General features: G+C 39.4%; 13 protein-coding genes. 9 read left to right on the top strand and 4 right to left on the bottom strand.

Annotation, left to right across the window (positions count from 1 at the left end; genetic code table 11):
• Window positions 1–58: 58 nt before the first annotated feature.
• Window positions 59–1426 (bottom strand): adenylosuccinate lyase, encoded by a 1368-nt coding sequence (purB, locus tag C0T34_RS06550; RefSeq protein WP_075672765.1) that lies wholly within the window; start codon window positions 1424–1426, stop codon window positions 59–61.
• A gap of 403 nt (window positions 1427–1829) precedes the next feature.
• Here purB and metC point away from each other — a divergent pair, with 403 nt between their 5' ends.
• The 4 genes from metC to sseA all read left to right on the top strand — a co-directional run bounded on the left by metC (window position 1830) and on the right by sseA (window position 5735).
• Entirely contained in the window at window positions 1830–3005 is a 1176-nt protein-coding gene (gene metC / locus C0T34_RS06545; RefSeq protein ID WP_109849881.1) for a cystathionine beta-lyase, read from the top strand.
• A 34-nt stretch (window positions 3006–3039) separates the two neighbouring features.
• The gene (dcuC, locus tag C0T34_RS06540; protein ID WP_098943813.1) at window positions 3040–4407 is read left to right on the top strand and encodes a C4-dicarboxylate transporter DcuC; all 1368 of its coding nucleotides are present in this window, start codon (window positions 3040–3042) and stop codon (window positions 4405–4407) included.
• Window positions 4408–4690: 283 nt separating this feature from the next.
• Window positions 4691–4879 carry a hypothetical protein gene (locus C0T34_RS06535; protein WP_174704117.1) on the top strand — a complete coding sequence of 63 codons (189 nt, stop codon included), beginning with the start codon at window positions 4691–4693 and terminating at the stop codon, window positions 4877–4879.
• A gap of 13 nt (window positions 4880–4892) precedes the next feature.
• On the top strand, window positions 4893–5735 hold the full coding sequence (gene sseA, locus C0T34_RS06530; protein ID WP_109849880.1) for a 3-mercaptopyruvate sulfurtransferase: 843 nt from the start codon (window positions 4893–4895) through the stop codon (window positions 5733–5735).
• Between the two features lie 77 nt (window positions 5736–5812).
• Here sseA and C0T34_RS06525 read toward each other — a convergent pair whose 3' ends face one another.
• The 3 genes from C0T34_RS06525 to rhlE all read right to left on the bottom strand — a co-directional run bounded on the left by C0T34_RS06525 (window position 5813) and on the right by rhlE (window position 8637).
• Window positions 5813–6061: a GlsB/YeaQ/YmgE family stress response membrane protein gene (locus tag C0T34_RS06525; RefSeq protein ID WP_098943815.1), complete on the bottom strand. Its 249-nt coding sequence runs from the start codon at window positions 6059–6061 to the stop codon at window positions 5813–5815.
• A gap of 209 nt (window positions 6062–6270) precedes the next feature.
• Window positions 6271–7203: a tRNA dihydrouridine(16) synthase DusC gene (gene dusC, locus C0T34_RS06520; RefSeq protein WP_098943816.1), complete on the bottom strand. Its 933-nt coding sequence runs from the start codon at window positions 7201–7203 to the stop codon at window positions 6271–6273.
• 9 nt (window positions 7204–7212) lie between these two features.
• A complete protein-coding gene (gene rhlE, locus C0T34_RS06515; protein WP_109849879.1) occupies window positions 7213–8637 on the bottom strand; it encodes an ATP-dependent RNA helicase RhlE in 1425 nt (474 codons plus the stop codon).
• Between the two features lie 372 nt (window positions 8638–9009).
• On the opposite strand from rhlE, the gene cecR reads away from it, so the two are divergent.
• Genes cecR through C0T34_RS06490 form a run of 5 tightly spaced genes read left to right on the top strand, consistent with a single transcriptional unit; the run spans window position 9010 to window position 14756 of the window.
• Entirely contained in the window at window positions 9010–9708 is a 699-nt protein-coding gene (gene cecR / locus C0T34_RS06510; protein ID WP_098943818.1) for a transcriptional regulator CecR, read from the top strand.
• An 11-nt stretch (window positions 9709–9719) separates the two neighbouring features.
• On the top strand, window positions 9720–10706 hold the full coding sequence (gene hlyD, locus C0T34_RS06505; RefSeq protein WP_098943819.1) for a secretion protein HlyD: 987 nt from the start codon (window positions 9720–9722) through the stop codon (window positions 10704–10706).
• Window positions 10707–10719: 13 nt separating this feature from the next.
• A complete protein-coding gene (locus C0T34_RS06500; protein ID WP_098943820.1) occupies window positions 10720–12489 on the top strand; it encodes an ATP-binding cassette domain-containing protein in 1770 nt (589 codons plus the stop codon).
• The gene (locus C0T34_RS06495) at window positions 12482–13633 is read left to right on the top strand and encodes an ABC transporter permease (protein WP_098943821.1); all 1152 of its coding nucleotides are present in this window, start codon (window positions 12482–12484) and stop codon (window positions 13631–13633) included. The genes C0T34_RS06500 and C0T34_RS06495 overlap by 8 nt, the downstream gene beginning before the upstream one ends.
• A 13-nt stretch (window positions 13634–13646) precedes the next feature.
• Window positions 13647–14756, top strand: a complete 1110-nt coding sequence (locus tag C0T34_RS06490; protein WP_109849878.1) for an ABC transporter permease — start codon at window positions 13647–13649, stop codon at window positions 14754–14756.
• The last annotated feature ends 50 nt before the right edge of the window (window positions 14757–14806 follow it).

Below are 14806 nucleotides of genomic sequence, written 5' to 3'. Positions count from 1 at the left end.
AAAGCCAGCAATATCACCGGCTTTTAGATAATAAGAAGGTTGGATGTAATTAAGTCACTTAGTCATTTAACCAGCCAGAGGCTTTGGTTTGTGCGACAACACGATCAACTTGGGCGGGCGCATTACCGACATATGTCGTTGGATCTAAAAGTGCATCAAGCTCTTCTTGAGTAATGTGATCACGAATACGGGTATCGCGATTTATCGCTTCAACGAAGGTTATGCCTTCTTCTTGCCCAGACATTGATGCTTCATACACAATTTCATGTGCGGTTTGTTTACCCGCTTTATCAGATAATGCAAACATCACACGCTCTGCCAGCATAAAGCCACCAAGAATATCCATATTTTCGCGCATTTTCTCAACATGCACATTCAGTCCGCCTATTACTGTTTTCATATTATCGAAAATGACAGACAGCATCAGGCACATTTCTGGCATGATCTTCCATTCCATTTTCCAGATTGCACCATCACGCTCATGTTGGTGTTTCATCATATCCGTTAAAACAGAAAGATTCGCTTTTAGGGTATTACTCACACAGGCCGCATTTTCAACAATGGCAGGATTACGTTTATGTGGCATGGTCGAAGAGCCCACTTGTCCTTTGCTGAAAGGCTCGGATAGCTCATCAATTTCGTTATGTGCTAATAGTAGGATTTCATTAGCAATTTTACCTAGAGTTCCGCTAATTAAGCCCATTAACATGCCATATTCACTGAATCTATCACGCGCAGGTTGCCATGAAATTTCAGGTACACCTAAACCTAAGCGTTTTAATACACGGGCTTCTAATTCATCAGCTTTATCGCTTAAAGAGGCCTTTGTACCCACCGCGCCAACAACACTACCGACAAATAAGCGAGGTTCGATCTCTTTAAGACGTTGATAATGACGCGCTAACTCTGTTAGCCAAATTGCAGTTTTATGGCCAAATGTAATTGGCAGAGCTTGTAAGGCTAATGTACGCCCAACCATTGGAGTGTTGCGATGTTGTTCACTTAATGAAAGTAACGCACGACCTAATACTTTGATATCACGTAAGAAAGTATGATGAGCATCTTTTAGTTGCAGTACAAGACCCGTATCAATAACATCTTGTGTTGTTGGACCAAAGTGAACGTATTCCCCATAGTGTTCTGGGCAAGCATGTTCTAAACCACGAATTGTTGGCACTAATGGATGGCGAGTAAGACGCACTTGTTCTAATACATAATCCATATCGAGCTTTTCAAGTTTCGCGGTGTCTGCAATCACTTTTGCAGCCTCTTTTGGGATCAAACCTAATTCAGCTTGCTCAATCGCTAATGCGGCTTCGTAATCAAGCCAATTTTGCATTCTAGTTTTATCAGAAAAAATAGTTCTCATCTCTTCTGTTGACCATAAATTCTTTAATAAAACCGAATCAAAAACGCTGGTTCCCATAATTATTTCCCCTGTTAAAAGAATAATAAAAAAATCGTTTTTTTAATCAAACGACTTGTTAGATTGTTATTTTATTTATGCAATATAATCTCAATAAAAACACTTTGATAATTTTAATCTAATTTCAAATATTTCTAATCAATTAAAAAATAGCATTAATTCAAATGGTTATAAATAACCCTTTATTTATTACTTATAACTTTTGAATCTTAAATGTTATTTAAGATTTAATTAGAATAATTAATGCTAAAAAGTTAGAGGAAGATCATCATTTTTAGAAAATAGCTATTTTAAAAATAAATAAGTTTGTTATAAATAATAGAAACAAAATAAGCGAAAACAGTAATTAATCCTTTTATTTAATTACCGGGGAACTCTATTTCTATATTTGGAGATATTAATAATGAAACAAAATAAACAAACAAAACTGATACACAGTGGACGCCAAGAAATCAAAACCTCAGGCCCCATTAACCCACCCGTAATGAGAGCCAGTACCATCGTTTTTGACTCAATTAAGAGTTGGCGTGATGTTCGTGATCGTCGCGCAACAGAGCGTGTTTTAAGCTACGGCGCGCGTGGTACAGAAACCGCATTTGCCCTTGAAGCTTTAGTAACTGAATTAGAAGGAGGCTATCGCGCTCAGTTATTCCCTACCGGATTAGCAGCTATTGCCGTCACAATTATGGGATATGCTCGCAGTGGTGGACATGTTTTATTTGCTGATTCGGTTTATGAGCCTGTTCGTAAAATTGCATCGGCTTTTCTTGAACCTAATAACATTGCTTATAGTTTCTTTAAAACCGATGGTTCTGATTTTGAACAAAAAATTCAACAAAATACACAGCTTATTTTTGTTGAATCACCGGGATCACTCCTTTATGAAATGCTCGACCTGCCTGAAATTTGCCGTATTGCTCATGAGAGAGATATTCCTGTCGGTGTTGATAATACTTGGGGCTCTGCATGGCTTTATAACCCGCTGGAATTAGGCGCGGATGTCTCTGTTATCGCGGCAACCAAATATTTATGCGGTCACTCTGATGTGATGATGGGCATTATGGTTGCGAATGAAAAAGCATGGAAAAAAATTGGTACATTACCTGAAGCATTAGGTCAAGCCAGTAGCCCAGATGATGCAGCATTAGTTCTTCGTGGTATGAGGACATTAGGTCAACGCATCGCGGCGCATGGTAAATCAGCACTAACCATTGCACAGTGGTTAGAGACTCGCCCTGAAGTTGAAAAAGTCTGGTTCCCTGAATTACCTAATCACCCTCGTCATGATTTATGGAAACGTGATTGCAAAGGCAGCAATGGTCTATTAACCATTGAATTTAAACAAGAATATACCACTAAACAATCAGAGCAATTTATTGATGCGCTTGAGCTTTTTGGCATTGGTGCTTCTTGGGGGGGATTTGAAAGCCTCGCTTTACCTGCCAATGTTGTCGGTGCGAGAACAGCATCTGATTGGCGTGAAGGTCATGGTCCTTTTGTCCGTTTACATATTGGCCTTGAAGCAACGGATGATCTTATTGCAGATATTACACAAGCTTTTTCAGCATTAAACCAATAACAAAAAATATTGCATCATTACCGGGGAATTCACTATGACAGGTTTAATCATTGCCGCGCTGGTAACAGCGTTGGTGGTTTATTTACTGGCGCGAGGTTATAAACCTCAGCCAGTATTATTACTCGGCGGATTATTGCTATTACTCTTAACAGCATCTCTCGACCTTAATCCGTTATTGCCAGAAAATAAATCCACCCAATTTAAATACTTTGATATTTTCCAAATCTTTACGGATATTATGAGTTCTCGCCTAGCGGGTCTTGGTTTAACATTAATGGCAATTGCGGGTTTCTCTCGTTATATGGAACACGTTGGCGCAAGCCGTGCTTTATTCGCTATTTTTGAAAGACCATTAAAAGCGATAAAATCGCCTTACTTATTATTAGTGATTTCATTTTTAGTCACCCAAATCTTGGTTATCTTTATTCCTAGCCATGCAGGTTTAGGTATGCTGTTAATGGTCACCATGTATCCGATATTAATTCGTTCTGGTATTAGCCCACTTTCCGCTTTAGCCGTAATTGGATGCTGCCAATTTATCGACCATGGCCCTGGCTCTGGTAACGTGATTATGGCGGCGAAAACAGCGGATATTGAACCTGCCGTCTACTTTGTTCAACACCAGTTACCGATCACAATTCCTATTATTATTGCCGTTGCGATCACTCATTTCTTTATTCAACGCTGGTGGGATAAACGTGAAGGATTTGTTTTTGACCCAACAACTATTGATGCAGTAAAAGAAGAAGGCAATAAAATTCCACTATCTTATGCCTTATTACCAGTGATCCCTTTAATTCTCATTATTGGTTTCAGCCCTTTGTTACACCCGTATATTAAATTAGAAGTCACCACAGCGATGATTATTAGTACCGTGATTGCACTTCTTTTTGAATATGTTCGCTTACGCGATGCAAAAGCAGTAATGAATAGCTTTATGTTGTTCTTTGAAGGAATGGGTAAGCAATTTGTCTTAGTGGTATCGTTAATTGTATCTGGTGAGTTCTTTGCCAATGGTTTACTAAAAAGTGGTGCCGTCGATACGTTAATTAGTTCTGCCCAAGATGCAGGTTTTGGTATTGCAGCCATGATCATTGTAATGAGTGCCATTCTTGCATTAGCGGCATTTTTAATGGGTTCAGGTAATGCAGCATTCTTCTCATTTGCCGCCTTAACACCCAAAATTGCCGCCTTCTTAAAAGTCGATGTCATTACCTTAATTTTACCAATGCAAATAATGACCAGCTTTGGACGTACCGTTTCACCAATTACCGCAGCCATTGTCGCCATTGCAGGTATTGCGAATGTCTCGCCTTTCCAAATAGTTAAACGTACCGCCATTCCTATGGCTGTCGCGGCTATTGTGAACTTAGCAATGACATTCTGGTTTTTATATTCTTAATTAAGTTGCGTTACCCTTACCCTTAAACTCATTTACTCCTGAGTTTAAGGGATTTTTTCTTATCATTGACTGTAACCTTTGATTGAAATAATTAACGTCAACATTAACTCTACTCAGGCTATTTATAAAAAATAAATAGCCTGTTTATTTTTATCTATCCCCCCCTTTTTTGCCTAAAAATAAGACGTTTTAGCCACTATCATTTGCTGATTAAACCGACTTAGTACTTGTTTCAACTTCATATCTCGATATACTTTTGCGCAACATTCATCTGCAAATGAACATTATGAAAAAAATAATTATTGTGATTATCGCGCTACTTGCTTTTGGTTCTATCGGTGGTGTTTTCCTTGCCGGCTTAAATATCTATACGCGCTCCACAACACCAATAGAAACAGAACAGACTCAACCTGAAACATCACCTACACAGCAATTTCCAGCTATCCCAGACAGCTCACCTTCTGCTAAATAAATGAGGTCGCACCGTGGAATACGATTACTTTGTTACTCCCCAATGGTTATTTGAACATCAAAATGATGCTGATCTTGTGATCCTTGATGTAAGCGCACCAATGCCAACTCAACAGATTGACTATCAAGCGCTTTACCTTAAGCGTCATATTCCACATGCCCATTTTTTTGATCTTGATGAAGTCGCAGATAAAACCACATCACTGCCACATATGCTGCCTTCTGATACCCTATTTTCAGAAACACTGACACAATTAGGTATCTCTAATACCACGACCGTTATTATTTACGATCAAGGTAACTTATTTTCTGCACCAAGAGGTTGGTGGACATTAACAACACTAGGTTGTCGTAATGTGCGTATTCTTGCTGGTGGTTTACAAGCATGGGTTGAGGCTGGATTTGCAACAGAACAAGGTGAGGCAATAAAAGTATCGGTACAGTCTCCTTTTGTGGTTGAACGTCATGCACAACGTTATGCCAATAAACAACAACTTCTTGATAATTTAGAAACTAAGCAAAAACAGATGATCGATGCTCGCTCTGCTGATCGTTTTTATGGTAGAGCACCAGAGCCTCGTCCGGGCTTGCGCAGTGGACATATTCCTGGCAGTAAAAACGTTCCGTGGAATGAATTAGTTATTAATGGGCAATTAAAACAGAAAGCTGAGTTAAAGCAGATATTTGAACAAGCAGGTGTTGATTTATCACAGCCTATTATTGTTACCTGTGGCTCAGGTATGACTGCGGCAATTTTATTTTTAGCATTAACCGTATTGGGTTGCCAATCTATTGCGCTCTATGACGGCTCTTGGGCGCAATGGGGTGCTGAAAGTGCCCTTCCTTGTGACTGCTAATTTAATCCGTTTATGCTTTAAAAAAGTAAACCCGCATTATGCGGGTTTATTATCAATATCTATTGGGTATGGAGGTATTAACTTGCGAAGATTTTTGCAAGATAGAGCACGACAATGGCACCGATAACAGCAACAACAAAGCTACCAAAGTTAAACCCATCAACTTTACCTTTGCCAAAAAAGTTACTAATCGCACCACCAACAACCGCACCCACAATACCCAGAATACAAGTCCATATCAGACCAATATCATAAGAGCCTGGCATTAAGAATTTCGCCAAAATACCTGCAATTAAACCAAAGATAATCCAAGCAATAATTCCCATATTCCCCCCTAAAATAGTCATGATATAAACAACATACCTAAAAATGTCACTTATTGAGTGTAAGTCGAAAAAGTGATTATTTCCAATTATTAGAAATAAATTACATAATATTTAAGATAAATGGATGGTGGATGGATTATTTCTTAATGAATAAAAAAATAGCGCTGATTAATTAGCGCTATTTTTTATTGGATAAGATTATTTTTAAACTACAGAGACTCTATTGCTACTGCAATTTCTGGCGACGTTTTTAATGTTCTAATTTGCCTAAATAACTCATCTGCCTCTGGATACTCTTTGCGTAAATAGCTAAACCACTGCTTAATACGTGATGCATGATAAATCGTCGTATCTCCACGCTTTTCTAATCGAACATAGCGCTTTAATAATTCAATCACCTCTTGCCAAGGCATTCTAGCTTCGATGCCTTTTACAACACGACTTAAGTTAGGGGTATTCATTGCACCGCGGCCAATCATTATCGCATCGCAACCAGTTGTGGCTAAGCAGGCTAATGCATCTTCACGGTTCCAAATTTCGCCATTAGCAATTACAGGTATTGAAAGCCTTTGACGAATATCACCAATTGCCTGCCAATTAATTTTTTCGGCATTATAGCCATCTTCTTTTGTTCTGCCATGTATGGTGATTTCCGTAGCACCACCTTGCACCACCGCATCTGCAATCTCATGACTATACGCAGAAGAATCCCAGCCAAGTCTCACTTTAACAGATACAGGCAACTCTGAAGGCACTGCATCACGCATTGCTTTTGTTGCTTGATAAATCGTTTCCGGCTGTTTTAGAAGTGAAGCACCACCACCGCTACCATTGACTGTTTTTGAAGGGCAACCGCAGTTTAAATCAACCCCCCAAGAGCCTAAAGAAACGGCTCTAAAGGCATTTTCAGCCAACCATTGTGGATGTTGTCCTAATAATTGCACCCGTACAAGCGTGCCACTTTTTGTGCGACTTTCGGTATGTAATTCAGGACATAAGCGGTAAAACGCTTTCGTTGGCAATAATGAATCTACAACTCGTACAAACTCTGTAATACAGAGATCGTAATCGTTAATCGAGGTGAGTAACTCTCTCACAAGGGGGTCTAAAACCCCCTCCATTGGCGCTAATAGAACTCGCACTTTTTAACCTCAAAACTCTTTTCTAGCTTTTGACCAAGGGCTTTGATTATCACTACCTTCATCACTTTTACGTGAACGACGAGGCCCTAATTTTCCGGTACGAGAGCCATCTCTATTACGGTAGTTTTCTTTGCTTTTATTACGTCCAGACTCTTTGCCTTCGCTATCGCCGTCTTTACGACTATTGTTGCGATTATCTTTACCACGAATATCTGCACGTCCATGACCACCGCCACTTCTACGTGGTGTATTATTCTTTGGTTTTTTATGCAAAGGCGCTGCTTTAATTGAAGGGTCAGGATCGTAACCTTCTAACGCTAAACGTGGAATTTCACGTTTTAATAAACGCTCAATATCAGCTAATAAATCATGTTCATCAACACAGACAAGTGAAATAGCCTTACCCGTTGCAGCAGCGCGGCCTGTTCTACCAATACGGTGAACATAATCTTCTGCAACTTGCGGTAATTCAAAATTGACAACATACGGCAGTTGGTCGATATCAAGACCACGAGCGGCAATATCTGTTGCAACTAATGCTTTTAATTTACCATCTTTAAAATCAGCTAATGCGCGAGTTCTCGCACCTTGGCTTTTATTGCCGTGAATGGCTGCTGATTTAATACCATCTGCATTTAAATGTTCAGCAAGTTTATTCGCACCATGTTTAGTACGGGTGAAAATCAGCACTTGAGACCAATTTTCTAAACCAATTAAATGTGATAACAGCTCGGTTTTACGCTTTTTATCAACTAAATGCACATGTTGATCAACAGATTCTGCGGCTGAGTTTCTTGGTGCAACGGAAATACTCACCGGATCATTTAATAGCGAATTGGCAAGACCAGTGATCTCTTTAGAGAATGTCGCTGAAAATAGTAAATTTTGACGTTTTTTCGGTAATTTATTAATTACACGGCGAATATCGTGGATAAAGCCCATATCTAACATACGGTCAGCTTCATCAAGCACTAAAACTTCAACACGAGAAAGATCAACTGCATTTTGATGTTCAAGATCGAGTAAACGTCCCGGTGTTGCAATCAGTACATCAACACCACCGCGTAATTTCATCATTTGAGGGTTAATGCTTACTCCACCAAAAACGACTAACGAACGAATTGGAATATAACGACTATACGCTTTTACGTTTTCAGCAATTTGAGCCGCTAGCTCACGCGTTGGTGTCAAAATCAGCGCTCTAACGGGTTGACGACCTTTTATTTTGGTTGCTGATTGAGACAGCTTTTCCAATATTGGTAATGTAAAAGCTGCTGTTTTACCTGTGCCCGTTTGCGCACTCGCTAATACGTCTTTACCCGCCAAAATCGGCTCAATCGCCTGCTGTTGAATAGGGGTTGGGGTTTTATACCCTTGTTCATCAATAGCGCGGAGAAGCGCCTCACTTAAACCAAGCGATGTAAAATCGGTCAAAACAGTAGTCTCCTACAACCAGAACGTATAACACGGTGATTGAAATTAAAATGACGGGCTTTCATACTGTCAATCTATAGGTAATATTACTCTATAAGAGCTATCATTTTTCAATATAGACAGTGATGAAAGAGAATGAACCTTGTTAGGTTAACCTAATAACCCCTATTCTAACAGTTTTTGCTGTATTCAGAATACAAAAATAATTTTCAATAATAGATTGCACTTTTTTTATTACACATCACCTTTATTTGATTATTTATCACAAATTTTCCCTATTGTTCAATATCATCTAATATAATACGCCTTGTTATCGCTGTTTTTAATATCATTGGTTTTGTTACATTTTACTTAAGTAAGGTATCTTCTATTATGTCAGACACCCAACAGAAGACGACGCGCGGTGAACTAGCAAAACGACAATTATTGGAAGCGGCATGTGAGATCTTTGGTAAAAATGGGCCAGATGCTGCCACTACACGCCAAATTGCACAAGCTGCTCAACAAAATATTGCCGCTATCGCTTATTATTTTGGTTCCAAAGAAGGGTTATATCTCGCCGTTGCACAGCATATTGCTGATCTTATTCGCCTTGATTTTGAACCTACCGTTGCCATTCTTGACGAATTTCTTGAGCGGCCTAACCCAACAGAACATCTCCCATTACTGCAAACGCTTATTACAGATAGCTTTTTACAATATGCTCAACTGGTGCTTGATAAAGCCAATATTCATCTTAGCCGCATTATGGCAAGAGAACAGCTTGTTCCAACCGAAGCCTATTCTTTGATCCACCAGCAAGCGTTATCGCCTCTTTTAACGCGCGTAAACAAACTATTAGCTATCTATATTGGTTTAGATCCTGCACTGCCTACAACGATGTTACATACTCACGCTATTTTGGGAGAAGTGTTATCATTTCGTTTAGTTAGGGAAACTATCCTAAGACAAACTGGATGGGATAGAATTGGTAAAAATGAGTATCAGGTTATTTCCAACACCTTAAAAACTCATATCGCTTTGTTACTCAACGGATTAAGAGAGATTTACACTAACACTCATCACGCATAAATAGAGTTATTATGAAAACTAAAAAAGTCAGTTTCTTTATTATCTTAATGATTATTATCGGTATTGTTGCAGGTATCTATTATTACGAAGAAAACAAAGAGTCTGAATTAGTACTCTATGGCAATGTCGATATACGTACAGTCAACCTTAGTTTTCGTGTTGCTGGAAGATTAGACACATTACAAGTTGATGAAGGTGCTCCTGTCCAAAAAGGGCAATTATTAGGCAAGCTTGATGATGCGCCCTATCGCAATGCACTAAATAAAGCTTATGGTGAGCGTGATAGTGCAATTGCTTCGCTCGCTTTAATGGAAGCGGGATATCGCACTGAGGAAATCGCGCAAGCTCAATCTGATGTGTCATTAAAGCAAGCCGCTTGGCAATACGCAGATAATTTTTATAAACGCCAGCAAGATCTTGCTAACCGAAAGGTAATTTCAGCCAATGATTTAGATAGCGCAAGAAATAATCGTAATCAAGCTGCTGCTGCATTGAAGGCGGCACAAGATAAGCTAAATCAGTATCAAAATGGTTATCGAAAAGAAGACATTGATGTGGCGAAAGGACAAGTTATGCAAGCTAAAGCCGCCGTTGCTCAAGCTGAATTAAACCTCCAAGACACGCAATTAATCTCACCATCACAAGGCACAGTACTAACTCGAGCTGTGGAGCCCGGCACGATGTTATCCGCTGGAAGCCCTGTATTTACAGTGTCATTAACTAATCCCGTCTGGGTCAGAGCTTATATCAGCGAAACTCACTTAAGCGAAGCCGTTCCTAATCGAGAAGTTTATCTATACACCGATGGACGTAAAGATAAGCCTTATCACGGTACGATTGGATTTGTTTCACCAACAGCTGAATTTACCCCAAAAAGTGTTGAAACACCGGAGTTAAGAACGGATTTAGTTTATCGTCTAAGAGTGGTTGTAACGGATGCTGATGACGCATTGCGCCAAGGTATGCCTGTCACCTTAAAATTTGCCTCCTCTCATTAAGTGTGGGGGAAAAATGGAACACACTAATTACACTATCCAACTTCAAGGTGTTGAGAAATGCTTTACAGGGCTAGAAAGCCCCGCTGTTTCGTCATTAACAACCACCATTACAGGTGGCTCTGTGACAGGTTTAGTTGGCCCTGATGGTGCAGGTAAAACAACCTTAATCCGTATGCTTGCAGGTTTATTAAAGCCTGATGCGGGTGATATTCATATTTTAGGAATGGATCCGCAAAAGCAGAGTGTTGATGTCAGAGCTATTCTTGGCTATATGCCACAAAAATTTGGTCTTTATGAAGATTTAACAGTATTAGAAAACCTCAATCTTTATGCTGACTTAAAAAATGTTGTCGGCGATGAGCGCAAAAAAGTTTATCACCAACTGCTCACCTTTACCGATCTCACTCGCTTTACATCTCGCCTAGCAGGCAATCTTTCAGGAGGGATGAAACAAAAGCTGGGTCTAGCTTGTACTTTATTAGGTAGCCCTAAAGTTCTGCTTCTTGACGAGCCTGGCGTGGGAGTCGATCCCATTGCACGTCGTGAACTTTGGCAAATGGTACATGCTTTGGCCAGCGATGGTATGTTGATACTATGGAGCACCTCTTATCTTGATGAAGCTGAGCAATGTAAAAACATTCTCTTACTTAACAAAGGAGAGCTACTTTACAGTGGCATTCCTCAAGATCTAACAGCAAAAATGGCAGGCCGTTCTTTTCTACTCAATGTTGAAGGTCATCAGCGTAGAAAAGTATTGCAACAAGCAATTATTCAACCTCAAGTTACTGATGGCGTTATTCAAGGACAATCCGTTCGTTTGATCTTGAAAAAACAAAGCAATCAAACTGAATTACTGAACGCTTTGGGTAAACCTGATGCGAAGCTTATTCCCGCTACACCACGCTTTGAGGATGCTTTTATAGATTTATTAGGAGGTGGCCCTTCTCATAAATCTGAATTAGCTGAAATTATGCCACAGATCCCTCCTGCACCTAATGAAACGGTAATTGAAGCACAGCAGTTAACCAAAATGTTTGGTCAATTTGCAGCGACCGATCATGTTGATTTCCAAGTTAAACGAGGTGAAATTTTCGGTTTGCTGGGCCCTAATGGTGCTGGTAAGTCGACAACCTTCAAAATGATGTGTGGTTTATTAGTCCCCACTAGCGGCAAAGCACTTGTGTTAGGTATGGACTTAAAAGAGAGCTCAGGTAAAGCGCGTCAGCATTTAGGCTATATGGCACAAAAGTTCTCACTTTATGGCAATTTAAAAGTGGGACAAAACTTGAAATTCTTCTCTGGTGTCTATGGCTTACATGGTAAACAACAGCGCGATAAAATCAACGATATGATAACTGCCTTTGGCTTAGAGCCGATGGTAAATCAAATCACTGAAACCTTACCTTTAGGTTATAAACAGCGCCTTGCTCTTGCGTGCTCATTAATGCACGAACCTGATATCCTCTTTTTAGATGAGCCTACATCAGGCGTTGATCCACTAACACGACGAGAATTTTGGCTACATATTAATGGTATGGTTGATAAAGGAGTGACCGTGATGGTTACCACTCACTTTATGGATGAAGCAGAATATTGTGATCGTATTGGTTTGGTTTATCGCGGAAAAATCATTGCGGCTGGCGAGCCTGATTCACTCAAAAAAATGGTTGCTAGTGACGATAATACAACCCCTTCAATGGAAGATGCTTTTATTGGATTAGTGCTGGATTACGATAAAAAACTTGAAAGTGAAAATGATAAAGGGAGCGAAAAACATGCGTAATTTAGCTCAATCCTCTCATGCCCGCTTTTCTTGGCGACGTCTATATGCCTTGTGTTTAAAAGAAACAAAGCAAATAACTCGTGATCCCAGTAGTGCCTTAATTGCTATTGTTATCCCACTTACTTTGCTGTTTATTTTTGGTTATGGCATCAATTTAGACTCAAGCAAATTAAATATTGGTATTTTAACTAATCAACAAAGCCAACCAGCGCAAGAATTAGTTTATACCTTCACGAATTCACCATATATCAATGCAACTATTAGCGATAATCGACAATTATTAATTGATAAAATGCAGGCAGGGCAAATTCGAGGCATTGTGGTTATTCCCGTTAATTTTGCCGAATTACTCGCTCGACAAGATACTAAAGCCCCTATTCAAGTGATCACCGATGGCAGTGAGCCCAATACCGCAAACTTTGTTCAAGCTTATACCAAAGGGGTTTGGCAAATTTGGTTGCAACAACAAGCTGTCAGTAAAGGTATTGATACTACGCCATTAATTGAAATAGAGCCTCGTTATTGGTTTAACCCTGCAGCAATTAGCCAGCACTATATTATTCCGGGTGCTGTCACTATTATTATTACCGTAGTGGGCGCTATTCTTACCTCGTTAGTGATTGCCCGCGAATGGGAAAGAGGCACTATGGAAGCCCTACTTTCCACCCAAATAACACGCACAGAACTCTTACTTTCAAAGCTTATTCCTTACCAAGTGTTAGGCAGTTTTGTCATGGTGTTATGTATGGTAGTCACCGTGTTTGTGCTTGGTGTACCTTATCGAGGATCGTTGTGGATTTTAGGCGGGATCACCTCGCTCTTTTTAGCTACCGCTTTAGGCATGGGATTGCTTATTTCTACGCTAACGCGTAATCAATTTAATGCCGCGATGATTTCGCTAAATGCTGCATTTTTACCCGCAATTATGTTATCAGGCTTTGTTTTTGAAATTGATAGTATGCCCATATTTATTCAAGTGGTGACCTATTTTATTCCTGCACGTTATTTTGTGAGTAGTTTGCAAACGCTATTTTTAGCTGGCGATATTCCGTTGATATTGATGCTAGATATGTGGCTATTAATTGTATCGGCGATATTTTTTATTGGATTAACGGCGTTAGCAACACGTCGTCGATTAGATTAAAGGGAGAGCTTTTATGTTTTATCGCCTTCTCACCCTGATAATGAAAGAGTTACAGTCATTATTACAAGAGCCTCAAACACGTATTATTTTAATAATGCCAGTTATCTTTCAGATGATCTTATTTCCATTTGCCGCGACGTTAGATGTTACCAATGCCTCTATTGCCATTTTTGATGAAGATAATGGTAAACAATCCATTGAGTTAACCCAACGTATCGCCAAAGCGAGTGCATTCTCTCAAACTCTTTTACTTAAAAATGAACATGAAATAAAAGAGACTATTGATAATCGTAAAGCGCTTTTATTAGTTCGTTTTCCGCAGAATTTAAGTGCTGATCTAGAAAGCCATGTTCCTGTTAAATTGCAAATAATCCTAGATGGTCGAAATTCTAATAGTGCGCAAATTGCCGCTAATTATGTGCAACAAATCGTACAAAACTATCAAACTGAATTAGCAGCTAATACACCTTCTTTACTGAATAAAACAGAACTTGTTGTTCGCAATTGGTATAACCCGAATTTAAATTACAAATGGTTTATTGTGCCTTCTTTAGTAGCATTGATTATTACCATTGGCGTGATGATAGTTACTTCGCTTTCTGTTGCTAGAGAGCGCGAACAAGGCACATTGGATCAACTGTTAGTTTCGCCACTATCAACATGGCAAATCTTTGTCGGCAAAGCGGTTCCAGCAATGGTTGTGGCAGCTGTTCAAGGTACCATCGTATTAATCATTGGAATATTCGGTTATCAAATTCCATTTTCAGGTTCATTAGTCCTGTTTTACTTTACCATGCTTATTTATGGCTTATCGCTGGTGGGTTTTGGCTTATTAATATCCGCATTAAGTTCGACACAACAGCAGGCTTTTATTGGTGTGTTTGTGTTTATGATGCCAGCCGTTTTATTATCCGGATATATTTCACCAGTAGAAAATATGCCCGTTTGGCTACAACATGCCACATGGATAAACCCAATTCGTCATTTCACCGATATCACAAAACAGATTTACCTTAAAAATGCCGACATTACTGTTATATGGCACAGTTTATGGCCTTTATTAGTGATTGCCACAGGTACTGGCTCTTTTGCATATTATCTTTTTCAAAGGAAGATTGCTTAAAATCTGTACTTTGATAACTAACTCTAATAGACTGATCACAAAGAAAAAAT

The sequence above is a fragment of the Proteus sp. CA142267 genome, from assembly GCF_003336825.1.
GTDB lineage: Bacteria > Pseudomonadota > Gammaproteobacteria > Enterobacterales > Enterobacteriaceae > Proteus > Proteus terrae.
This window is presented reverse-complemented; position numbering and strand designations above follow the sequence as displayed.